The organism is Vibrio sp. DNB22_10_4 (assembly GCF_052879755.1).
Window position 1 is genome coordinate 35,757 of the sequence record NZ_JBNNXW010000001.1, and the last position, 24,440, is coordinate 60,196.

Sequence of the window (24,440 nt, forward strand, 5' to 3'; positions counted from 1 at the left end):
TCACGGCGGCGTCGCCGCCGTTTAAAATAGGGTGGTTACTGCTCTTTGTAATGCACATCACTCAACGCTCTTAGTCGCTCAGCCGCTTGCTCTGCCGTTAAGTCACGCTGCGATTCGGCGAGCATTTCATAACCCACCATAAACTTTCTCACTGTTGCGCTACGCAGCAGGGGAGGATAAAACAAGGCATGCAACTGCCAATGCTCAATATCCTCACTAGCTTCAAAGAACGGTGCGAAGTGCCAACCCATGGAATATGGGAAAGAACACTGGAATAAGTTGTCATAGCGGCTGGTCAGTTTTTTCATGGCAACAGCCAAATCATCTCGCTGCTCGTCGCTGAGTTCGCTCATGCGGCGAACATGCGTTTTTGGTAGCAACATGGTTTCAAACGGCCACGCTGCCCAGTAAGGCACAACGGCAAGCCAATGCTCCGTTTCAACTACAGTTCGTGAACCGTCTTGTCGCTCGGCCTCTACGTAATCGACCAACAGATTTGAGCCATACTGCTCAAAATACTCTCGTAAGTGCTTATCTTTGCGCTCGATTTCGTTTGGCAAAAAGCTGTTCGCCCAAATCTGGCCATGAGGATGCGGCTGTGAGCAGCCCATAGTTTCGCCTTTATTCTCAAACGCTTGCACCCAAATGTATTCTTTGCCGAGCTCTTCAATTTGCTCATTCCAGGTATCGATAACGCCTCTGATTTTACTGACGCTGAGCTCGGGCAAGGTTTTACTGTGATCAGGAGAGAAGCAAATCACTCGGCTTAAACCGCGTACCCCTTGAGTTCTGAATAAGGGGTTGTCGGATTGCGGCGCATCGGGTGAATCCGGCATTAGTGCCGCGAAGTCATTGCTGAACACATAAGTGCCTTGGTAATCCGGGTTCACATCTCCTGAAATGCGAGCGTTAGCTGGACACAAGAAGCAGTTTTCATCAAAGCTCGGCAGCGCTTGAGTAGCAGGCTTTTCGTCTTGACCACTCCAAGGACGCTTAGCGCGATGTGGTGATACTAAGATCCACTGCCCGGTCAATGGGTTGTAACGACGATGTGGATGATCCACTGGGTCAAACTGAATGTCGGTCATAGCTTCTCTCAATAGGTTAATTGCCCGCCGCTAAACATCTTATCAAGCCTTGTCTCGCTCGATCCGTGATCCAATTCGCGACAATGAAAACGTTTACACAAAATGATCATCAAACCTCACTAATAAATACATTGTATTAAGGCATTGCTACCTTGATACTAATGGTGAATCCGTGAAGTTATTGATAACGGTTACACACCTTCAACTTAGGCATCAAATCTTAGTGTTACCTCATATCGATAACGTTGTTCGCGAAGTTGATAAGCCTTGTGAACGCTTGGTGTCCAAGAGTCATCGCCTCCTACCCCCATGTGGTAACCATCGACGCGCACATACAAGCAGTCATCTTTTTCAAGCTCGTTGGTGTGCTTAGCATCAGCTAAACTATGTTGACTGAACTCGCTGACAGAAAAATGAAACTTGCCCTTCACTGTCAAACTGCCAACCTTTAACTCACGACTATCACAACGCAGACCATTTTCCGATGGGAAAATATAATCAGTGTGCATGCTAGGCAGTGGCTGTTGATAACGACCGAAGTGCGCTGACCCAATTCGGTCAGGGTAGTTTTCATGCGGCCCGCGTCCAAGCCACTCCACTAGGGTGTTTTCTTGTGTCTGATGACATAGCCCGAGCTCCAACCCCACTCTTGGCATTGGTGGTAAGCCTTTGGCGAACGCAACATCCACATCCACTGTCAGTTGACCTTCAGTATCAATGTGGTAACGCCAAGTGCTGGAAATGATTGGCGCCTGATCGTTGCTGTAGAGGGCAACACAGGTGACATTGACACCACCCTCAGCCTCGTCATAGTCGAAGGAATGGCACCCACGAGTTAGGTTCGCCAAGCCTGCAGTTTGCCAGCGGGCAAACCAAGAGTTGGGATCAAGTTTATTGGCTTCACTGGTGCCGATATCGTTGTCGATAGGCGCTCGACAAAAGTTGTCTTTAATCGGCTGCGTTAGCTTCTCCACGCCGCGAACCTTACAGCTCACAAGATAGCCGGCGGCACTATCAAACTCAAAAGCGATATCATCGCTCACCACCGAGAGACGCTGCTCCGCTTTCACAACTGCTAACTGAGCGATAAGTGGCGTTTGAGGCACCAAAAGCATCGGCAAGGTTTGCAATTCTATTTGCTCTATCGCAGTGACATGTCCCGCCTCTGCCCACGGCGTCTCTTCAATCAATCTGGTTTCTAGGTTGAGGTGGTACTCGGAGCCTGGCTGCTTATCGATAACCTCACATAAGGTAATCTGCTGTTTCTGCCCAGGCAGAATTGCTATGGCTAACTTGCCAGAGGTAATCGGCGTGCCATCTTGGAGCAGTTGCCAGCAAAGCATTTCATTGTCACTGGCAACAAACAGATTCTCATTTTCTACTTCAATAGTGAGTGGCTGCTCACTAACCAGCTTAAACTGATAATATTGCTGCGCTTTTTTTACTTCAAATAAGGCGGGATGCACTGTTCTATCAGGGAATATCAAACCGTTGATACAGAACTGGCGATCGTTAATTTCATCACCAAAATCGCCACCGTACGCCCAGTAGTGACGCCCTTTATCATCCACTTTACTCAGGCCTTGATCGACCCAATCCCAAATAAAACCACCTTGCAATCTTGGGTGGTCGCGAAACGCTTGCCAATAGTCGACAAAGCTTCCCAAACTGTTGCCCATCGCATGGGCGTACTCGCATAGGATTAGCGGCCGTGATTCATTTGGTAGTGCTATGGCCTTTTTGATGCCGATACGCGGAGTCACTTCTGGCTGATGCCCAACCACAGGCAAGTCCCAATTTACGCGCGCGTACATGGGACAAATTATGTCCGTCGCCGCCGTCATCGCACCGCCGCCTTCATACTGCACTGGCCTCGATGGGTCACGCTGTTTAACCCATTGATACATTGCATGATGATTGCCACCGATGCCCGATTCATTGCCAAGCGACCATACAATCACAGACGGGTGGTTTTTATCTCGCTCGACCAAATTCACCATACGTCGCATATAAGCGTTCAGCCATTCGCTGTCATCAGACAAACGGCACATCGGCACTTGCCCATGGGTCTCTATGTTGGCTTCATCGACTAAATACAGCCCAAACTCATCACACAGTTGATACCACATCGGATGGTTGGGATAGTGCGCGGTACGTACCGCGTTAAAATTATTTTGCTTGAGGAGTTTGATGTCTTCTATCATCGCCTCACGAGTCATGACATGGCCAAGCTCTGGGTGATGCTCATGACGATTGACGCCGCGGATCAGAAGTGGCTTGTCGTTGACGCAGAGCTGACCATTTAAGATCTCGACATTTCGAAAGCCAACCGAATAGGCTTCGCAGTCGATGAGTTGATTTTGGTCATCGATGAGTGACACCACAACGCGATACAAATGCGGCGCTTCGGCGCTCCAAGCTTTCACATCGGCTATCGACAAGCGATGAGTCGCTTTGTTGTCCCACGCACCTTTTTCATCAACAAATTCGATGCCAAATGCTTGGTTTTGCGCGGCTACTTCATTACCCGCTACATCAAATAGCGCCACGTTGACGTTAAATTTGTCGCTCGGCGAGGATACCGTCGTCGTCACCGTTAACAGGCCATCTCGATAGCCAGATTGCAAGCTGGCCACAGTCTCCACATCCGCTATATGCTTTATGGGTTTAGTGCGCAAAGTAACATCACGGAAGATGCCACTGAGCCACCACATGTCTTGATCTTCAAGATAAGAGCCGTCAGACCATCTCAGCACCATTACTGTTAGTTGGTTACGACCCGATATCAGATACTGACTGAGGTCAAACTCAGCCGGCAGTCGAGAGTCTTGTGAATACCCGACCCAATGTCCGTTGCACCACAGATGGAATGCACTGTTAACACCATCAAAAGTTATCGTGGTGGACGTATTTTCTCGTGGTGAATAATCAAAGCTTTTACGATACACCCCTGTCGGGTTCTGCTCTGGAACGTAAGGGGGATTATCGACAAATGGGTACTTCACATTGGTGTAGATTGGTTTATCAAAACCGTGTAATTGCCAGTTGCTTGGAACAGGAAGAGAGTGCCAGTCTGCATCATCAAAATCTGGTTCAATAAAGGCTTCGGACATAGCCTCTGGCGCGGTCAGCAAGGTAAACTGCCAGTGCCCATTGAGTGAGGTTTGATTGTCTGATGCTTGACCAACTCGAGCTTGCTCAATACTGCTGTAGGCATGCAAAGGCGCGTGAGCGGTGAGGACGTTGCGCTGGACAACATGTTGATTTTCCCACTCTCGTGCCGCCATCACTTGGGCAAAAGTTCTCATCTCTACTTCCTATGGTTCCATTAACAACTTCTTTGAAACAAAAAGAGCGCTCCAATGGTTTGGAAACGCTCATTGGTATCGTTATTTAAACGCTTTACAGATTAGTTCTTAAACGTGCGTTGACGTACTTTTTCAAGACGTTTTAGGATTTGATCCACACGCTCAGGTTTCACCATGAACTCTTGGAACCCTTTCATGCCTTCTTTCGCCATCGCAGGATCAGTATCGCGGTCATAGAACTGCGCCGTACCACTCGCCTCTGCCAACATTTCCACACCGATGTTTAGGAACTCATCATCCGCAGGTTTGGCTTTGCTGTTGGTTGGGATTTGCAGTAGGACATCATTTACCAGCTGCTGGATCTCTGGTTTGGCAACAAACGCTAGGAACTTACGTGCATCTTCTTTGTTCTTCGCTTTGGTTGGGATATGAATGGTATCCATTGGTGCATCTTCTGCGATAGGCACAGCAGGATCGATAACTGGGAATTGGAAGAAGCCCATCTTGCCATCAAGTTCAGCTGGGAAGTTAGGAGCAATAAAGTTACCAATCAGGTACATAGCCGCTTCACCGTTGTACAAGAACGGCTGCGCTTCCTGCCAAGAGTATGACGCGTGGTTGTCTAGGTAGTAGCCTGGTTCCACTAGCTCAGCCCAGTTTGCAAAGGTCTTCTTCACTCGATCATCAGTGTAAGGTACTTTGCCGTCCATCAAGTCGATATGGAAATCAAGACCGTTGGTACGTAGGTTGATGTAGTCGAACCAACCTGCTGCAGTCCATAGGTATTTGGTACCGATAGCAAAAGGCGCCACTTCATTCTTCTTCAGTGTCGCAGCGGCCGCTTTTAGCTCATCCCACGTTTTTGGTTCAGCGATACCATACTTCTCAAAGATGTCTTTACGGTAGTACACACCCCATTGATAGTAGGTGTAAGGCACACCATATTGCTTACCATTCACCGTCATTGCTGGTGCTGCCGATTTAAAGTCTTGAGCCATGTTGTTGTCAGCCCAAATGTCACTTACATCTTCCAATAGTCCACGATCAACGAATGTTTTCATTCGGTTACCCGCATACCAGAACACAACATCCGGCGGAGAGGTGACCAGCCAGTTACGAATCGTCGTCTTGTACGCTTCTTTATCATACAAGTTGTACTTCACCGTAATGTCTGGGTTTTCAGCTTCAAATCGTTTCACGATTTCAGCCCACGCTTCTTTTGGTGCAGGGTCTGCTTGATCCGAGTTAATCACTAACTCGCCCGCCCAAGCGGTTGTTGAGAGGGACGCGCCAAGTATGGCGGTAGCAGCGAGGTGTTTCACAATTTTCATAGTAAGATCCTTATTGTCGAGCTTGCGCTCAGGCTCCATTGTTATCGTTATAGCTTGCTGGTCGTCGCCAACCAGCACTGATTGTGCGGCTAAATCGGGATTAACCTTTGGTTGCTCCCAACGTTAGACCAGCAATAAAGTGACGCTGCATGGTAAAGAACAGCACCACTGGAGGAATTGCAGCGACGACGGCACCAGCAGAAATAAACTGCCATGACGCCAACCACTGCCCTTTCAATGCACTCAATCCTGCCGTTACGGGGCGCACTTCATCGCTTTGCACTAAAACCAGCGCCCAAAAGTAATCATTCCAAATAAAGGTAAACACCAACACAGACAGTGCGGCTAGTGCCGGCCTGACAAGCGGCAATACTACGTGCCAGAAGATTTTCATTTCACTCACGCCTTCAACGCGTGCCGCCTCAATCAATGCATCGGGGATGCCGACAATAAAGTTGCGCATAAACAGGGTACAAAAGCCGGCTTGGAAGGCGACGTGGAAGAAGATAAGCGCCCAATGCGTATCATAGAGACCAAAGGTAATGGTGAGATCGCGCACTGGAATCATCAGGATTTGGAACGGTACAAAGTTACCAGCAATGAACATCGCAAAGATCCAAATATTGGCCTTGAAGTTATACTTCGCGAGCGCAAATCCTGCCAACGTAGACAGCGCCACCGCGCCAGCCACTGCCGGTAAAGTAATGATCAAACTGTTCAGCAAATACTGGCCCATCGGCGTTGCCGTAAACACTTGCGTGTAGTTTTCAACAAACTGAATATCACTCGGCCAGCCCCAGTAATTACCTTTGTTGATGTCTTCCATTGAACGGATCGACGTCATCATCACCGCGATTAGCGGCAGCAGCCACATCACAATCGAAATCGGCAGCGCCACTCGATAGCTGATATTGGTAAAGCGTCCAGATTTTTCTATCGGTTGTGGGAACATTATTTTTCACTCCTTAGCATTCGCCACAAGAAGTAAGCGATGTAGATATCCATAATCAAAAACAGAACAACCGACACCGAGGCGCCATAACCCATGCGGTAGTTGAAAATTGATTCTTCGTACATTTGATAAGCGAGCACGGATGAGCTCCCCCACGGGCCACCCGCTGTCATGGTCGCCACTAGGTCAAACGAGCGAAGTGCGCCGATAACCGTAACCACGATAGCAATAAACGTCGCTGGACGAAGCTGAGGCAACACCACATACCAAAGCATGCGCAGTTTCTTGGCACCATCAAGGCGCGCAGCTTCCAACTGCTCTGGATCCAAGTTATTCAAACCAGTGAGATATAAGATCATGCAATAGGAAATCTGCGGCCACAGACCGGCGGCAATGATCCCGTAGGTCACGTAATCTTCGTTGGACAAAATCGCAATGGCTTCAATATCGAAAAAGCCAAGTACGATGTTAAATAGACCAAAAGAAGGGTCATAGAACCACGCAAAGACGAGACCCACCACCACTTGAGAGATGACAAAAGGAAAGAAAAACAGTGATTTAACTACGCGAATCCCTCTTACTTGTTGATTGAGAAAGAGCGCAATAGCCAATCCAATAGGTGGTGCCAACATAAAGAACACCAACCACAAAAAGTTATTTTTAAGTGAGGTATAGAAGGCTTCTGAGTCAAAAAGCTCTCGATAGTTGTCGAGACCCACCCAAGTTTTTTCACCCAATCCATCCCATTCATAAAAGCTCAGCCAGATACTGTCCAAAATTGGATAGATGACGTAAACAGAAAAAATTAGGATCGCTGGCGCCAAAAATATCCATGGCGCGACTTGGGTATTAATACGACTTTTGCGTCGCTGTGACGGTAGCTGATTTTGTGGGTATACCGTTTTCACAGATTGTTCCATTTCAAGGTGACTCCCTACCCCACCGCAACATACTGTTAACAGTCATTAATTTCTGAAAATATCAACAATAAGTACTGTTTTAGATGGGTTTTAGTGAAAATACACTCGAATATTAGCCAACATGGTGAAATGTTGTACTGCTCAAAATGAAAACTGTAAACGTTTCCACAATTTTCACTCAAAGTCGTTAACAATTTATGATCACGATCAACTATTCTCGGTTTGACAGCTAACAAATTGTCAATTAGCGCGTATGGTCATGGTATTCAAAAAAACTGGCATTCACGCATATTCATGCTGCCACTTGTCTGCATAACGAGGAGTTCTTATGGCTGACATCCGCTTAAACCAAGTCATCAAACGCTATGGCAAGGTACAAACCATTCACGGCGTCGATCTCGACATTAACGATGGCGAATTTGTGGTGTTTGTTGGTCCATCGGGCTGCGGCAAGTCGACATTGCTGCGCCTAGTCGCCGGTTTAGAAGAGATCAGTGACGGTGAGATCTTTATCAATGATGAAAAGGTAAACGATGTCGATCCTGCTGAACGCGGGGTGGCTATGGTGTTTCAGTCCTACGCTCTCTACCCACACATGACAGTTGAAGAGAACATGGGCTTTGGCCTTAAAATGAATAACCACCCTAAAGAGTACGTCCATAAACAGGTGCAAAATGCCGCCAAGACACTGCAACTTGAGCAGCTTCTCAAGCGCAAACCCAAAGAACTCTCTGGTGGTCAAAGGCAGCGAGTCGCGATTGGTCGTGCGATAGTACGTAATCCAAAGGTCTTTTTGTTCGATGAGCCACTTTCCAACCTCGATGCCGAGCTTCGCGTCGATATGCGTTTGCAGATCGCTAAGCTGCACCAAGACCTTGCCAACACCATGATTTACGTCACTCACGACCAAGTGGAAGCGATGACACTGGCCGATAAAATTGTAGTGCTAAGAGATGGCCGAGTTGAGCAAGTGGGTAGTCCACTGGAGCTGTATCACTCACCACAAAATGAGTTCGTAGCAGGCTTCATCGGATCGCCAAAAATGAACTTCATTCCAGCTCATGTTGAGCAAGTGAACGAACAAGAGATTACTGTTAAAACCGCGAAAGGTGAGCAGTTCACATTGCCAAGAACTGCGGAGCAAGCACCAAAAGCCGGTGATGCGCTTACCCTAGGCGTCAGACCAGAGCACCTTACGCTTAATCACGACAATCCGGTTAGATTCGAATTCCAAAGTGAAGTCGTCGAAAGGCTAGGCAACAGTACGTATTTGTTCGGCCAAGCTTCTGGGGTCGATGGCTTCAAGGTGCACCTACCGGGCGATCAGGCTGTAAACAAATTTGAGGAAGTCGCCATTAGCTGCAGCTATGACGATGTGCATCTGTTTGATGTCGACGGTCAACGAGTGACTTTATAGCAAATAATGCGAGTGAGCTTTGAAAATAAAACCCGATTCAAATGCTTACAACATACTGTTAAACATACAAATTGAACTCTTATATGAAACGAGTTCTAATACTCGCAATCGTAATAGTTCCAATGCAAAAGGTGCCCCATGGCAACCATAAAAGATGTCGCGAAAGAAGCAGGAGTCTCTGTCGCCACAGTGTCTCGTGTTATTAATAAATCGCCCAAAGCCAGCCAGTCTTCCATCGACTCAGTGTCTGCGGCGATGAAAAAGTTGGGCTATCGCCCCAATGCGGCAGCAAGAGCGCTGGTCAGCCAAAGTACCAATACCATCGGCGTCGTGGTTTCTGATGTGTCGGATCCGTTTTTTGGCACCTTAATCAAATCAGTGGATCAAGTCGCCAGAGAAGCGGGCAAGCATATCCTTATTGGCAATGGCTATCACAATGCAGATGACGAGCGCCACGCCTTGGAGCTACTCATTAATAGCCGCTGTGAGGCAATTATTCTGCACGCAAAAGGGCTCAGTGATGAAGAGCTCATCAACTATGCCAAAGAAGTGAAAGGGCTGGTAATCATTAACCGCTTTATTCCACAAATCGAATCACGTTGTATTTCGCTCGACAACGAGCGCGGCGCTTATCTTGCTACGTTGCATTTAATTAAGTCCGGTCATCGCAACATTGCCTGCATTGCTTCTTCCCAAGACATTGAAGATACCCATCAGCGCATTAAGGGCTATCGAACTGCTCTGGAAGATCACGGTATTCTGCTTTCCAAAAACTACATTGAAGCGGGTGCACCAAGCAGCGATGGCGGCGAACTCGCCATGACCAATTTACTGTCTAAATCGTTAGATATTACTGCGGTGGTCACCTACAACGATTATATGGCCGCTGGAGCAATTCAAGCGCTTGAAAATAATGCCATTTCGGTACCTAAAGACATCTCTGTTATCGGTTTCGATGACGGCCTAATCGCCCGCTTTGTGCACCCACATCTCACAACCGTGCGCTACCCAATCGCAATGATGGCCGAACGTGCCGCTCGATTAGCATTACTGCTGTCTCGCGGTGAGGCCATCGAAGATGACCCGATTGTGTTCACGCCAACACTTGTCCAACGTAAATCTGTATTCGCGCGCTAGCCAAAGCGCGCCCTGCATAAATAGGTGGTTGAATGATTTCGATTAATGACCAAGGGTTAGAGTTTCACCTTCAAACCAAACGTTCTAGCTACCTGATTAAAGTCACGAGCACCGGCCACCTTGTTCATCTTCACTATGGAGATAGGCTCACCCATCGACCTCAGTTCAATGCCCTTGAGCATCTTTATCATGACAAGATGGGCTCCTCGACAGACTATGCAGACATACCTGGGCAAACTCTAAACACCTTCAGGCTCGAAGTACCTACCTTTGGCAAAGGGGATTATCGAAGCCCACTTTTGCATGTTGAATATACCGATGGCTCACGTGTCACCGATTTACTCTACCAATCACACCAACTTCTAGACAGCAAACCTTCGCTTGAAGGCTTACCGTCTGCCAGTGCTGAGCGAGATAGTCAGCACCTAGTGATTACCTTAGCCGATCCCGTGACCAAACTTGAAGTGGATGTCCACTACTCAGTCTTTAGCCAATCCGACGTCATCACTCGCCATTTAGTGGTGCGAAATCATGCCAGTCGACCAGTACAACTTCTTCGCGCACTCAGTAGCTGCGTCGATTTTGCTGACGAAAGCTGGGATCTGATTCACCTGCAAGGCAAATGGATCAAAGAGGCACAAATCGCGCGCCAAAGCCTTGAAAAGGGCACTGTTCAAATAGACTCCAAAAAGGGGGTGAGCAGCGCCAATCACAACCCGTTCATTGCCCTAGCGAGAAAAGAGACCAATGAACATCTTGGTGCCTGTTACGGGTTTGGGCTTATGTACAGCGGCAACCACCTATCAGTGGCTGAGGTCTCGCCGAACAACCAAACGCGGGTCATGACCGGCATTAATGACTTTGATTTCCGTTGGGAGCTGGAATCAGGCGAGCGTTTTACCACACCAGAAATTGCGCTCACCTACTCCGCGAGCGGCTTGAACCGCATGAGCCAGCAACTGCATCAGTTCATCAACCAGCATGTTATTTCAGAGCAGTGGCGCAATATAGAACGTCCTATCCAAGTGAACAACTGGGAAGCAACCTACTTCGATTTTGATTACGACAAACTGGATGCCATCGCACAAAAAGCCAAGTCTATTGGTGTCGAGCTATTCGTGCTTGATGATGGCTGGTTTGGCAAACGCGATGACGACACCACCAGCCTCGGCGACTATTTTGACAACCCAAAACTTGTCGGTGGTATCGCACGCATCAGTGAGACCGTGAAAGATTATGGACTCAAATTTGGTATTTGGGTCGAGCCAGAAATGGTCTCGCCTGACAGCGAGCTATTTCGCGCCCACCCTGAATGGGCGATTACTCACCCCGAACGCACACCATCATTAGGTCGAAATCAGCTCGTACTCGATATGGCCAACCCTGAAGTGATTGACTATTTGTTTGAGAAGCTCAGTGACGTGTTCTCCCGCGCCCGAGTCGATTACGTGAAATGGGATCACAACCGAAACTTCAGTGATAGCTACGCTCATTCCTTGTCAGCAAAGGAACAAGCTTCATTTAATCACCGCTACGTTCTGGGACTGTATGACTTACTCACGCGACTAACCAAGACCTTCCCGAATATTTTGTTTGAGTCTTGTTCTAGCGGCGGTAATCGCTTTGATCTCGGCATGCTCAGCTACATGCCGCAAACCTGGACGAGTGATAACACCGATGCCATTGAGCGCTTGAACATCCAGCACGGTACCTCTTTGTGTTATCCGTTGTCGGCCATGAGCGCCCACCTCGCCGCAAAGCCATCGCACCAAGTTCTGCGCCGCACACCGCTTGAAACGCGCTTTAATGTCGCTGCCTTTGGAAACTTTGGCTACCAACTCGACATCACTCAACTTACCGAGCAAGAAACCCAAGCGGTGGTGGAGCAAATCGCATTCTATAAGCAGCACCGACAACTGCTTCAATTTGGCCGCTTTTACCGTCTGTCTTCCCCATTTGAAGGCAACATTACCACCTGGTTGGTGGTCAATGATGACGGCAGCGAAGCCCTACTCGGCTACTACCAAAAACTGCAGCAAAGCAGTGGCGAGCTAGAAACCATCAAACTGCCTGCGCTGAACCCGGAGCTGGCATTTACCGTCCGCTCTAGAGCGCAGTATAGCGAAGAGATTGAAACCACCGGCACGCTTGTTAACAGCGAGCTGTATCAGCTCTATGGTGACCAACTAGCCAATGTTGGCCTACCGCTCAACAATCAGTTTATGGGAGTAGAAATTACCGAGCATACTCGGTATATCGGTGATTTTGGGTCTCGGATTTATCATATTATGGCCGAGGGTGATTAAGCCTGGGATGCTGAACGCCAACTTCAATAGTGATCAACGCTGAATATCGGGGCAACATCTGTGTTGCCTACTCAGCGCCCCTCTGTCACCTTCTTTACCAACATTAGATATAGACCTTGCCAAATGTCAGGTTCACCAAGATGTCACTTGATGAAAGTCAGCCCGTCGCTCCCCGCAACAACTCGATAAATACCTGATCCTGACTATACTTTGGTGGCTCACTCATAAGGAATATGCCTAATGAAAAACACATTTATTCTTCATTCTGAGTATCCACCCTCTGGTGACCAACCCGAAGCCATTGCGAGATTGATTGAAGGCATCAATAGCGGCAAAACCCACCAAACACTCAAAGGAGTGACCGGGTCTGGCAAGACTTTTACCATGGCGAATATCATTCATCGCCTGCAGCGTCCTACGTTAATTTTGGCTCACAACAAAACACTGGCCGCTCAGCTGTATAGTGAGATGCAGCGATTCTTTCCAGAAAATGCCGTTGAGTATTTTGTTTCTTATTACGATTATTTTCAGCCAGAGGTCTACATCCCAGGAAGCGACCGTTTTATCCGTAAAGATTCAGCAATAAACGAACAACTAGAACGGTTACGTTTATCCACCACGAAATCTCTGATTGAGAGGCGTGATGTCGTGGTTGTCGCGTCGGTGTCGTCTGTTTATGGATTAGGAGACCCGCAGGCGTATCGTGATTTACAAATCCCTTTAGCGGTTGGAGCTCAGTTAAATCTAGACGACCTGTTAAAGCGTCTAGCGCGCTTACAATACACACCTACTCAGCCAAAGCTTTCACGCGCAGGCTATAAGGTGCAAAACAATATAATCGATATCTTTCCAGCAGACTCTGAGAAAGATGGAATTCGTGTAGAGTTAAACAAAGGGACGATTCATCGTCTGAGCTGGATAGATCCAGCGACAGGAGTCGTGCTAGCACCTTGCAGCGAATACAAAGTATCACCAAAAACCCTCTACGCCTCTTCTGCAGAGAAGGTACGTGAAGCTAGTGAGCAAATTAGACTTGAAATGGAGAGCAGAGTTGCAGAGCTCAGTGCTGAAAATCGAGTGACCGAAGCCGCTCGTTTGTATGAGCGCTGCATGCACGATATTGAAATGATGCAGCAATTAGGCTACTGCGGAGGAATTGAGAACTACGCCTGCTATCTGAATGACAGAGATCCTGCTTTGCCACCAACTACTCTCATGGATTACTTATCTAAAGACGGCCTCGTCTTTATTGATGAATCCCACGTAATGGTGCCTCAGATTAGCGCGATGTCAAAATCAGACCGCAGCCGCAAAGACACCTTAATTGACTATGGATTCCGCTTACCCTCCGCACTCAATAATCGCCCGCTAACCTTTAGCGAGTTTGAAAAAGTAAAACCTCAAACCATCTTCGTTTCAGCGACACCAGGTAAGTACGAGGTTAAACGCTCAAATGATGTCGTCATCGAGCAAATTATCCGCCCGACAGGGTTATTGGATCCTGAAGTTGAAGTTCGCCCCTCTGCAAGCTGCATGGATAATTTGTTAGAAGAGATACGTGAACGCTCAGCACAAAACGAACGGACGCTCGTAACAACATTAACCAAGCGCAGCGCCGAAACGCTGAATGAGTTCTTTAATGAGCAAGGTATTCGAGCTCGCTATCTGCATTCTGACGTCAAAACTTCCGATAGAGTGGAGATCATCAATGATCTAAGAGCCGGTGAATTTGATGTATTAATCGGTATCAACTTACTGCGTGAGGGATTAGATATTCCCGAGGCTTCGTTGGTTGCTATTTTGGATGCTGACCATGCAGGTTTTTTACGCTCAGTAGAAGCTCTAATTCAAATCATTGGCCGAGCAGCACGCAACGTCAATGGCAAAGCCATTCTTTACGCAGACAAAGTCACTCCAGCAATGAAGCAAGCAATAGATGAATCATTGCAGCGACGTACACGACAACAGGCCTACAATCAAACTAACAACGTGATACCTATGAGTTCTCGTAGAAAGATTGCGTCCGCGGTAGATACCGCCAGACAAAAAGCCCATCACCATGTGGGGTTTTGTGATGATCTTAAGAGCTTGTGTCAGCAAATCACTCTAAGGGAAAAAATGCTGTTCGAAGCCGTAGACACTAAAGATGACGCTCAGATTCAACAAATTCGCTCAGAGCTAGACAGCCTTTATAGGCAGTTCATCTTTATGTAAGGGTAAGGCCACGACGAAACAGCCATCGAAGACCTAGTCCTTACTGCCTCAGGAAGGTTGAAAAGCGATATATCCGCTATTCAACCTAACTCGAATAACAAAGCGTTTCGACTATTGTCGTTGGTTTGGTTTGATTGGTTATGCGCCTTCAAAACAAAGCTCGTTAAATGTTGTCTCGATACTGCTGTTTCGTGATGCCATAAAACAACTTAGAGTCAGATCCTTTCGCTGTTTTGTAATAGTCAGCGTGCTCACCCTCTTTGACATAACCACACTTTTCCAGTGTTCTATATGAACCTACATTTTGGCCATAGCAATCGGCACACACTTTATGACTGTCTAGTTCATTGAACGCTAGTTCAGTCATCAATTGACAAGCGCGTGTAGCAATTCCTTGTCCCCAAGCATGCCTAGGAAGCTGATAACCAACCTCGCGGTTACCCTCCAGGAACATAACTTGGGTTATAGCGGTCATTCCCATGTATCGCCCTTGACTGTCTCGAATGACAAAAGTTGGATTGTCAGGCCAACGCTGCTCTTGCAAGGCATTTTCGGTATCTTCAACAATGGGACCAAAGAATCCCTGATATAGTGCTTCGTCTGCTGGTGCAAAGAATAGATATTGATTCACTTTTTCGTCATCAAACATGTTGAAGATATCGATGAGATCCTTCTGGCGGATCAATTGGATAGATAGCGTCTCATTAAATGGTACTGACTCACCGTGTTTTAATTTTGAATATGACATTTGTTACCTCGTTATTTGCTGCCCATGGTAGTGAGCTTTTCTTAAAACGAATTGTACATTTGCGACAAATTACATCTCAAAATCCCCATAAATGTCTATGGTGAGATCGCGCTGGCTTAAGTAGCGATTAGGGGTTCGTTTAATCTGCTGTTTGAGTTGCTTTATGAGGTGTGATTGGTCGCTAAATCCAAATCGTTGAGAAAACTCTGCCCAATTCACAGACCCAGCTTCTTGGTATAGTGCGAGCACCATTTTCTCTAGTTTTAGCATCAATTGGTATTTCTTTATACTTAGCCCCATCACTCGCCGAAAATGGCGTTCGAGTGTGCGCCGAGTGCAATGACAATCAAGTGCCAGTTGCTCTACATCTACCTCGCTAGCCTCATCTCTGTCGAGTTGCTCAGTAATTGCTAAGAGCGCTTTTGAAACCAATGAGTAAGCTTTATCTTGTTGAGAGCTTATCCCTAAGCTATTGAGATTTTTACCAATACAATTAACGACCTCTTCCTGAGACTGACAGCTAAGCAACGACTCTTGAAAAGATGGACTGAAGTATGACGCCAGCCAGTCATACCAACCACATTGATTCAGTAATGCTGATGATTGTGGATTCAGTAAATAAAGTGCACCTGGTTGGAAAGTGATGCCAATACGTTTCAACGGAGCAACATCATCCATGATCAACAGATTTTCAGAAGCTGAAAGTAAATGGCTCCCCTTTCCACTCATGATTTGCTCACCATTGTCATAATGATAGCGCTGCTCTGGCGGTGTAAATAGCAAATGAGCTCTAGGGTTAGGTATCAGTTGGGGTGGAAAACGAATCACTTCATTTGGGTTAACTTCTAGGTACCAAACTTGATGAATTAACCATTCAAATCCTTCAAGGGAATGCTTCCAGGTGATCATTGAGGCTGTGTTCTTGATTGAGGCTTTGGTCTTAATTGTAAGTTAGATTAATAAGAGCCGGTATTAGTAAATACTGCAGCACTGCATAAAGATACTTCACCGGTAATGGATGATTGCAAAGACGCATGTTGATTGAGGGAAAATCTCTTGGAAACAATCTAAAAAATTTCTCGTCTTTTCTAAAGTTTGCTCGTCTTATTGGCAGTGAAAAAGTAAATGGCCGATTTTGAGCAATACTAAGGTTAAGCTGATTAGCGCTAGATACTGGCGAACAGACATCCTTACTAGTAAAGTTAAGTCGATCACTAAGAGGTAAACAAACCCTATGAAACTTGAGCCAATCTGGTTAGCCTATCAATCCAGCCTAAAAGCGTTTCTACACAGTAAAATCGCCAATCCAGCAGATGTCGAAGACCTACTTCAAGAGGTTTTGATTAAAACTCACAATGGCTTTCAAGCGGTGACCGACGAGAGCAAAATCAAACCCTGGCTGTTCCAGATTGCCAACAATACCATTATCGACTTTTACCGAAAAAACAGTAAAAGACAGGAAGTGACATCGGATGATTTGTGGCACCAGGAGCAAGATGAAGCGCAGCTTATCAGCGAGCTCTCCCACTGCTTGTTGCCATTTATCAAGCAGCTACCAGAGCAAGATGCCGAGCTACTCATCGCAATAGAAATCGACGCAGTGTCGCAAAAAGATTACGCAATGAACAAGGGCATCAATTACTCCACGCTCAAGTCGCGAGTTAAGCAAAGCCGTAAAAAACTATTGGATGTATTTCATAGCTGCTGTGACTTTTCTGTTGATTCGCAGGGAAATCTTATGGAATACGCGTCTAAATCCGGCAATTGTAATCGCTGCTGATCGTCATAGGTTAACCCTATGTCGCGGCTAACCTTGTTCTATCCAAACCAACCACGCTTCAAGACCCGCGAACACGACTGGGTAGCTCACGCACACCTCGGCTTCATCGCCACCGGAGTAGATGCCTTGCAAATAAAACCCTTCCTGCGCACACCAAAACTCATAGCCATTACCACCACCGTCGTAGCTGTCACGCTCACCAGAGAGGTAATCACGAATACCCTGAAGGATCTCTTTACCAATTAGTGCTGAGTATTGGATATCGGAAGCAAAAAAGTCCTTCAAGGTGCAATGAGATAGGTTGGCCTCATCAAAATCAGGCCATTGAAACGCTTCGTGTTTTGTCATGATTCTCTATACACCTTTAAAAGTTCAACGCTTACCCGACTTCCATCTTTGCCACTATGGTTGGTAAATAGGAAAGCCCGTGTTTATCTTACTATTGTCATCGTAAAGCAGCGCACTGGCAACTTGGAACGGCTTACCATCGTTGCCGTTGCAGTAGCCATCGGTCGCATCGGTAGCGGGGGCACTCATGCCACACTGTGCCCAACTTGGGTTACTGCAATTGCCGGTTGACGTGGTATTGGAGTACACAATGCTGGCGGTAATTTGGTCTGCACTGCAATGCTCTGGAAACATAGAGCTAAACGACTTAGTGTACACCTTGCCGTTAAACTCTAGCTTAATCTGCCTTAGAGTAAACACGCCTGCTGTGTTGGGTGCATCAGTAGGTTGTGCCGACTGAAAGTTACTCGGTTTCACGCCCTTGGGAAAGGCATGAAATCCTTTCGCGCGGTCGTTTTTCGACGGTTCTCCGCAAAATACATGGTGCAAATTCACTTGTTTGCCATCAATGGTTGGGCTCCATTCATCCAATGTGTTGCAATTGATAGCAAAGGCTTGGCTGGACAGGGCTGAGCCACACAATACATAAAGTGACAAAGCCCATTTTGAAGTCGTTTTCATGTTAATAGTTCCTGTTCTAGCCTGACGATATGTTGTACTAATCAGTTTGGACTCTAGACACGCTTGAAGGAACACGCGAGTAAAGCACTGCTAAAGTAGGGTAAGTTGTGACTCAAAGATAATCTTGATGTAAATGACAATTTTCAAAATTTCAGCCTCCTTCAAACACACAGGCCCATTTGCGTCTCGCTAAGTCATTTAACAAGCAGCAAAAATTTGGACTACCGCACAGATGCCGATATGGAATATGTTAGGATGCGGTTACCAATTCTTCTATGGGTTAACATCACCTTGAACAGCAAATTAAAAATTCTCCTTGTTGCGGCAGCGCTAGGCGCTGGCTTTTATTTGCCATCGGCGTTTAAACAGGCGCCAAACGCAGAGATAGATTTGACTGACTATTGCGTGCTCTCTGACGAGGTTTGCGAGCAGCAAGGCGTGAAAGTTAAGCTCGACACACGCCGTGTCACACCGCTGACGCCAATCAAGGTCGATGTATTTTGGCCTAATGCTAGTGCGGAGTTTTTAACCGTTTCTCTTCAAGGTAAAGAGATGGACATGGGCGTCGCCAAGTATCAGCTTGAGATGATCAAACCCGACGTCTATCAAGGTGAAATTATCTTACCAGTTTGTGCCGAGCAACGTATGACTTGGTATGGTAAGGTTTCTGATGGTGAGACCGACATTAAAGCAGCCTTGAGGATGAGTGCTCGATGAACAAAAAATGGATAGGACTTCTAGCGGTTGCGTTTGGCCTTGGCATAGGCAGCAACCTCTATCTCGACAACCAACAACAAAAGCAACAGCAGGCCGAAGAGCTTGCCAAACTGCAAGCGGTCTCCGAATCGGTACTGTATGGCGAGAATGGGCAAGCTGTAGCGATTTTTGATCAAGCTGACCCTCGCACCCGTGTGGTCTACTTTGGGTTTACCCGCTGCCCCGATGTCTGCCCAACCTCATTGGCGATGCTAGCTGGCGCGTTGAATCAGGTCGATGATGAAACCAAAGCCACATTAAGACCTATGTTTGTTTCTCTCGACCCAGAGCGCGATGCCGCAGAAGCCTCGGCTGAATACGCCCACTATTTTCACCCAATGATTGAAGGCTTATCTGCACCGTTGGAAGTCACCAAGCCGCTTGCTCACAAGTATGGCGTTATCTTCCGTAAGACAGAACTTGAGGACTCCAAGCTTGGCTATACCCTCGACCACAGTTCGTATTTCTATTTCCTAAGCCCGGACGGCACGCTTATTGAAAAAGTGCCGCACACGCTCAATCCTGCTCCGATTATTGAGGCGATTCATCGCGTTAATAAGCAAGGATAAGCAACACTATACTTTATAAACGATGCACTTATAACGATGCACCTATAACAATGGAATGAACCATGAAGCTCAACAAACTCCTTCTATCTGCAATCGCCCTAGCTCCTCTTTCGATGGCACACGCCGCTATCGATGTGAATGATGTGTACGCTCGCGCAACACCACCAAATGCAACAACCAGCGCGGTATTCGGCACCATTGAAAATACCGGCAATGAAGTTCGTACTATCGTTAGCGCAAGCTCACAAGCGTCAAGCGTGGTTGAGCTTCACGATGTCATCAAAGAAGGTGATGTCATGAAGATGCGTCAAGTGAACACCATCGACATTCCAGCCAATGGTAAAACCATCCTTAAGCCTGGCAGCCTGCATGTGATGCTATTGGATGTAAAAGCGCCTATGAAAGAAGGGGACACCATTAACGTTGAGCTAAACTTTGCCAATGGTGAAGTGAAAGTCCTGACCGTGCCAGTGAAAAAAGTCATGTCGGGTATGAAGCATCATAAACATCACTAATCTCAATGCTCTATATCGCAGCGCTGTACAATCAGCGCTGCGCTGCTATTATTAGCCTGTTTTCACTCACTACATTGGAGGATTTTCATGATTGTTATTCATACCCACCCGGTAAAGTTGGCTAAAACTAACGGTTGAGCGAAGCACAACAAAAGATACTGTTTCCTAACCCCTCCCCTTCTTTACCCGGTGTTCATAACCGGGGTCTTGTGCAACCTGCACACACTTACATCGGTAAGTACCTGACCCTTATAAAAATAAGACCAAATTTTAGGTACTAACAATGCATTCTATTTTTACCCATCCAATCGCGATCAACGAACTTGGCTGGAAAACCTATTTTCAACAACAGCTCACGCTAGAAGAGTATGACGGCATTATTTTCGGCCGAGTGATTGCTCATCATCGCAGCGGTTATATCGTTTGTACTGAGCAACAAGAGTTTCACCTTGAACACCACATTAGCTACCCAGCAATGACGGTGGGAGACTGGCTACTCCTTGACGAGCAACAGGGGCTTGTTCGCTTGCTGGAGCGAAAGTCACTGTTCAGCCGCAAGGCGCCGGGCTCAAAAATCGAAGAGCAGTACATTGCTGCGAACGTCGATACGGTGTTCATCGTCTGCTCGCTCAACTTTGACTTTAATCTTAGTCGCATCGAGCGCTACCTAACGTTAGTGAATGAAGCCAAAGCAGAAGCGGTTATCGTACTCACCAAAGCCGACTTGTGTGACGATGTCGAAGACAAGCGCCAGCAAGTGCAATCCCTTGACCCATTTTTGATGATAGAAACGGTTAATTCGCTTGATGTGGAGTCGCTACAAGGACTGCAATCATGGTGCGGAACAGGGCAAACCGTGGCGTTTATGGGATCATCAGGGGTCGGTAAATCGACATTGGTGAATACACTGATGCAAACGCAAACTCAGACGACAGGCGGCATTCGTGAAGACGACAGTAAAGGTCGCCACACCACAACGTCTCGCTCAATGCACAAGATGCCAAAGGGTGGATTGCTGCTAGATACACCGGGCATGCGCGAAATTCAGCTCACGGCCAGTGAAGAAGGCCTAGCCGAAACCTTTAGTGATGTTGAAGCGCTGATAAACCAATGCCGCTTTAGTGATTGTCAGCACACCAACGAGCCAGGCTGCGCAGTGCGCAAAGCATTGGAAGCCGGTGAGCTTGATGAGAGACGAATGGAGAACTACTTCAAACTGCAGCGCGAGCAAGCGAGAAACAGTGCATCACTTGCGGAAAAACGCAGCAAATCCAAAGAGTTTGGTAAGTTCATCAAGTCGGTGCAATCTGAAAGTCGCCATCGTAAAAAAGGCTACTAACGGATTAGACATTAAGCCCAAACAAACATGGCTCCGAGTACGCTCGGAGCCTTTTTACAGCACTCTTAGGTTTACAGCACTCTTAGCGCAAATCGCTGCTGATACAAAGTATCCGTAGCACTGGTTTCTAAGTAGCTGTGATGCAACATTAAAATCGATTGAACGATCCTCGTTCCTATCCCCAATGACCCGCTCGGCGCGCTGGCTTCTACTCTATTAATAAACACAAACTGAATGCTTTGGCCATCTGGCGAAGTATGGGCTTGGCAATCAACGCTGGCACCGGATGGACTGTGACGCAACGCATTCTCTAGCAAGTTAAGCACCAATCGCTCCAGCAGTCCTCTATCCCCTATGGTTTTAATATCTTTATCCACCTCGACATTGAGTGTTATCTGCCGTCTTTGAAATTGACTCAACATAGTTTCGGCACACTCTGTCACCAAAGAACTGAGTTCAACAGGCTGATACTCATAACTGGGTAAATGAGAATCCGCTTTAGCGGTTTCGAGCAGTGAATAGAGCTGCTCCGACAGCTTACCGCAATTGCGATACGCCACTTCAATCAAGGGGTCAGAACCCGGGTGTTGCAATTTCCAGGTTTCCAAATACCCCAGAACGCTAGAGAGTGGCGTTTTTAAATCATGGCTGAGCTGCACGAGTGTGTCACGGCGACTACTTGCTTGGTATTCAAGTTGAAGAAACTGCTGCTGAATCTGCTTGGCCATTTTCTGATACGAATGCGCGATCGGCACTAACTCGGGTACCTGCTTGGTAAAATCCGGCTTTAAGCGAAAGTCTTGTTCGGCCTGCTGCTCCAAGTTCATGGTCACTTTTTCAATAGGGGTGAGCAGGCTGCGTTTCACTAACCAATAAGCGCCTATCGCAAACCCAAGAATCGACAGCAGCGTCAACCCCGTTAAGGCAATGTAGGGCGTATCCACTTGTGCTTTGGCAATCGCTGAATGCTTGGTGCTGCCAATGACCACATACAAGTAACCGATGGTAGAGCCAAACTCCTCTATCGCGGCGACTGAGAATACCGTGTCTTCCCCTGGATGACGTGGGTCTTGCCCGAGGATCGGAAACGGTTGATTTGACAGAAAACGCCGTATCGGTTCGATATCAATACTACCCATGATCTCAGCCCCTTCTGGCGCTGCATGAGTGGTAATATTCCCTTGGGCATCAAGAAAATAGATCTCAAAATCAGGGCCGATGAGCATTAAGGTATGAAATATTGATTTCAGCGCTTTGGGGTTGTATTCGGTGCCAATCATCAGTGGATTGTCATCGCGCATATGTACCGCTAAGTCTTTATGCAGACTTTGGGTCGTACGGTACTCAATGGTTTGTCGCTGCCAATGATACGTCACGGCAATGATCACCGTCATAAGGCAGAACCAGAGACTGGTAAAAATCACTAAGCGCATTTTGAAACTCATACCACCTCCTTTTAGACTTCGCTTCCATCACATCAAACTCATCACATCCAATCCGTCACACGCGAATCGATTGAAACTTATAACCAACGCCCCACACCGTCTGAACAAAGCTTTGTTGATTACTTGGTTGTGAATTATCGGAAGCCTCAGTGTCGGCGCTCATCTGGGTAGAATCGGGCACCGTCAGCTTAGTGCGCAGCCTGTTGATGGTGCTACACACTGTATGGTGATAACCGGTGTGGTTGGTGTGCCAAACATGCTCTAGCAGTTCATCCTTGCTATAGACCCTGCCAGGTCTTGAGGCCAAAAAGTGCAGCAATGTAAATTCAGTAGCGGTAAGTGCAATGGTTTTACCATGTAATGACACCGTGTGCTGCTCTGGGCTAATTGTCAGCGGCCCAAATACCAGTTCATTGTGTTCGCTCTCTTGCGCTGAGGAGCCAGGTCTTGTTTGGCGGCGTAGAATATTCCGAACTCTAGCCTGAAACTCTAAGACGCTAAAAGGCTTGGTAATGTAGTCGTCGACACCCGCTTCCAAACCGTCGACTTTGTCCATTTCACTGTCGCGTGCAGTCAACATAAGAACTGGCGTCCAATCTTCTACCCGTCGCAGCGAGTGGCATACATCGATGCCGTCACCATCCGGCAGACCTCTATCGAGAATCACAAGATCAAAAGGCTGAGTGCTGTAGTGTTGGCGCGCTTCCCCACACAGACTCACTCTCGTGACCTGATGACCCTGAAATTTAAGATGCATCTGAACTAGATCAGCGAGATCATCGTCGTCTTCTACCAATAATATATTGGCGGCTTTATACACCGCAGTGGAAGCTTGGGGCGCACTTGCAGTAAACGACCTGCGGTTTGGTTGACTTGCCATATCACGATACCTGCTCCAATTCCGTAGACCTAGCACATGACCGGAGCAGGTAGTAATAACTTTCATTATTCAATTCGTGTAATGGTAATTCTTGCCCCTGGGTTTAAGAACCTGTGATTCGCTGACAATGCAGATGTAGCTAACCCATCGTCTTTACTCACAATTCCCGGATGAAAAGTGACTTTGTCGTCATCATTCCGATTGGCGTTAAAGCCTTCGCCACCGCCAGCAGGCCCAGGTATGGTTGCCGCTAGTTCATCATTCCCTTCGGTTCCTGAATCCCAAACATTCATGTTCATGACAAAGGTTTCGCCAGATGTGAGGCTACCAATGGACAATCCGGTTTCACCGACAAACGCATCATTAGTGTTCACAAACATAGACGCGACCGACAGATACTTGGCTTGCTCTGGTGACAAGGTCAAAGTGATAGAGTCACTTGCACCAGGCATGATGAGCCCTTTCCCTGATGTGCTGGTGTAAACATTATCGTCACTGCCACTCAACGCAAGCAACTCAGCATTACTGCCACCTTCAGCCAAATGTTCTAGCTCAACAGATGCGCTCTGCCCTACTTCAAACATGCTAAAGCCACTATTGTGAGCAAGTATCGCAAGTGGGCTCAATGGCTGATTCGCCGACAAATTTTGAACGCTCACCGTATAGCGGTAGTTTTGAGCCGCTGGGCTGCCATCATCGTTGTGACCGCACCCTGCAATCACCGCAACAGCGCTGGCCAATAGTAAAATTCGTGTCTTCATGTGAC

21 protein-coding genes are annotated in these 24,440 nt (G+C 47.2%); 9 read left to right on the top strand and 12 right to left on the bottom strand.

The window, feature by feature from the left end:
- Positions 1-35: 35 nt before the first annotated feature.
- From ACVA6Q_RS00160 to ACVA6Q_RS00180, 5 genes are all read right to left on the bottom strand, one after another.
- On the bottom strand, positions 36-1,088 hold the full coding sequence (locus ACVA6Q_RS00160) for a UDP-glucose--hexose-1-phosphate uridylyltransferase (protein ID WP_418642656.1): 1,053 nt from the start codon (positions 1,086-1,088) through the stop codon (positions 36-38).
- Positions 1,089-1,294: 206 nt separating this feature from the next.
- On the bottom strand, positions 1,295-4,396 hold the full coding sequence (locus tag ACVA6Q_RS00165; RefSeq protein ID WP_446646036.1) for a beta-galactosidase: 3,102 nt from the start codon (positions 4,394-4,396) through the stop codon (positions 1,295-1,297).
- A gap of 101 nt (positions 4,397-4,497) precedes the next feature.
- Complete coding sequence (locus tag ACVA6Q_RS00170; protein WP_353498754.1) at positions 4,498-5,727, bottom strand: ABC transporter substrate-binding protein; 1,230 nt, start codon at positions 5,725-5,727, stop codon at positions 4,498-4,500.
- Between the two features lie 100 nt (positions 5,728-5,827).
- Entirely contained in the window at positions 5,828-6,679 is an 852-nt protein-coding gene (locus ACVA6Q_RS00175; protein WP_446646037.1) for a carbohydrate ABC transporter permease, read from the bottom strand.
- Positions 6,679-7,599 carry a carbohydrate ABC transporter permease gene (locus ACVA6Q_RS00180; protein WP_353498752.1) on the bottom strand — a complete coding sequence of 307 codons (921 nt, stop codon included), beginning with the start codon at positions 7,597-7,599 and terminating at the stop codon, positions 6,679-6,681. The genes ACVA6Q_RS00175 and ACVA6Q_RS00180 overlap by 1 nt, the downstream gene beginning before the upstream one ends.
- 328 nt (positions 7,600-7,927) lie before the next feature.
- On the opposite strand from ACVA6Q_RS00180, the gene ACVA6Q_RS00185 reads away from it, so the two are divergent.
- The 4 genes from ACVA6Q_RS00185 to uvrB all read left to right on the top strand — a co-directional run bounded on the left by ACVA6Q_RS00185 (position 7,928) and on the right by uvrB (position 14,673).
- Complete coding sequence (locus ACVA6Q_RS00185) at positions 7,928-9,016, top strand: ABC transporter ATP-binding protein (protein WP_446646038.1); 1,089 nt, start codon at positions 7,928-7,930, stop codon at positions 9,014-9,016.
- 138 nt (positions 9,017-9,154) lie between these two features.
- Complete coding sequence (locus ACVA6Q_RS00190; protein WP_353498750.1) at positions 9,155-10,153, top strand: substrate-binding domain-containing protein; 999 nt, start codon at positions 9,155-9,157, stop codon at positions 10,151-10,153.
- A 32-nt stretch (positions 10,154-10,185) separates the two neighbouring features.
- Positions 10,186-12,459: an alpha-galactosidase gene (locus tag ACVA6Q_RS00195; RefSeq protein WP_446646039.1), complete on the top strand. Its 2,274-nt coding sequence runs from the start codon at positions 10,186-10,188 to the stop codon at positions 12,457-12,459.
- 240 nt (positions 12,460-12,699) lie between these two features.
- A complete protein-coding gene (gene uvrB, locus ACVA6Q_RS00200; protein WP_446646040.1) occupies positions 12,700-14,673 on the top strand; it encodes an excinuclease ABC subunit UvrB in 1,974 nt (657 codons plus the stop codon).
- Between the two features lie 163 nt (positions 14,674-14,836).
- On the opposite strand, the gene ACVA6Q_RS00205 is transcribed toward uvrB, so the two are convergent.
- Entirely contained in the window at positions 14,837-15,421 is a 585-nt protein-coding gene (locus ACVA6Q_RS00205) for a GNAT family N-acetyltransferase (protein ID WP_446646041.1), read from the bottom strand.
- Between the two features lie 69 nt (positions 15,422-15,490).
- Positions 15,491-16,330 carry a helix-turn-helix domain-containing protein gene (locus ACVA6Q_RS00210; RefSeq protein WP_446646042.1) on the bottom strand — a complete coding sequence of 280 codons (840 nt, stop codon included), beginning with the start codon at positions 16,328-16,330 and terminating at the stop codon, positions 15,491-15,493.
- 325 nt (positions 16,331-16,655) lie between these two features.
- On the opposite strand from ACVA6Q_RS00210, the gene sigZ reads away from it, so the two are divergent.
- Positions 16,656-17,201: an RNA polymerase sigma factor SigZ gene (sigZ, locus tag ACVA6Q_RS00215; RefSeq protein ID WP_446646043.1), complete on the top strand. Its 546-nt coding sequence runs from the start codon at positions 16,656-16,658 to the stop codon at positions 17,199-17,201.
- Positions 17,202-17,228: 27 nt separating this feature from the next.
- On the opposite strand, the gene ACVA6Q_RS00220 is transcribed toward sigZ, so the two are convergent.
- Positions 17,229-17,549, bottom strand: coding sequence for a hypothetical protein (locus ACVA6Q_RS00220; RefSeq protein WP_446646044.1), 321 nt, complete (start codon positions 17,547-17,549; stop codon positions 17,229-17,231).
- Between the two features lie 54 nt (positions 17,550-17,603).
- Positions 17,604-18,170 (bottom strand): EndoU domain-containing protein, encoded by a 567-nt coding sequence (locus ACVA6Q_RS00225; protein ID WP_446646045.1) that lies wholly within the window; start codon positions 18,168-18,170, stop codon positions 17,604-17,606.
- A gap of 255 nt (positions 18,171-18,425) precedes the next feature.
- Here ACVA6Q_RS00225 and ACVA6Q_RS00230 point away from each other — a divergent pair, with 255 nt between their 5' ends.
- The 4 genes from ACVA6Q_RS00230 to rsgA all read left to right on the top strand — a co-directional run bounded on the left by ACVA6Q_RS00230 (position 18,426) and on the right by rsgA (position 21,349).
- Positions 18,426-18,887: a hypothetical protein gene (locus tag ACVA6Q_RS00230; RefSeq protein ID WP_446646046.1), complete on the top strand. Its 462-nt coding sequence runs from the start codon at positions 18,426-18,428 to the stop codon at positions 18,885-18,887.
- On the top strand, positions 18,884-19,495 hold the full coding sequence (locus ACVA6Q_RS00235) for an SCO family protein (protein ID WP_446646047.1): 612 nt from the start codon (positions 18,884-18,886) through the stop codon (positions 19,493-19,495). Before ACVA6Q_RS00230 ends, ACVA6Q_RS00235 begins: the two co-directional genes overlap by 4 nt.
- A 62-nt stretch (positions 19,496-19,557) precedes the next feature.
- Positions 19,558-20,010, top strand: coding sequence for a copper chaperone PCu(A)C (locus tag ACVA6Q_RS00240; protein WP_042500419.1), 453 nt, complete (start codon positions 19,558-19,560; stop codon positions 20,008-20,010).
- A 283-nt stretch (positions 20,011-20,293) separates the two neighbouring features.
- A complete protein-coding gene (gene rsgA / locus ACVA6Q_RS00245; protein ID WP_446646048.1) occupies positions 20,294-21,349 on the top strand; it encodes a ribosome small subunit-dependent GTPase A in 1,056 nt (351 codons plus the stop codon).
- Between the two features lie 71 nt (positions 21,350-21,420).
- Here the strand turns inward: rsgA and ACVA6Q_RS00250 are convergent, their stop codons facing one another.
- The 3 genes from ACVA6Q_RS00250 to ACVA6Q_RS00260 all read right to left on the bottom strand — a co-directional run bounded on the left by ACVA6Q_RS00250 (position 21,421) and on the right by ACVA6Q_RS00260 (position 24,435).
- Positions 21,421-22,794, bottom strand: coding sequence for a histidine kinase dimerization/phospho-acceptor domain-containing protein (locus ACVA6Q_RS00250; protein WP_446646049.1), 1,374 nt, complete (start codon positions 22,792-22,794; stop codon positions 21,421-21,423).
- 55 nt (positions 22,795-22,849) lie between these two features.
- Entirely contained in the window at positions 22,850-23,674 is an 825-nt protein-coding gene (locus ACVA6Q_RS00255; RefSeq protein WP_446646050.1) for a response regulator transcription factor, read from the bottom strand.
- Positions 23,675-23,739: 65 nt separating this feature from the next.
- Positions 23,740-24,435: a spondin domain-containing protein gene (locus ACVA6Q_RS00260; RefSeq protein WP_446646051.1), complete on the bottom strand. Its 696-nt coding sequence runs from the start codon at positions 24,433-24,435 to the stop codon at positions 23,740-23,742.
- Positions 24,436-24,440: the final 5 nt, after the last annotated feature.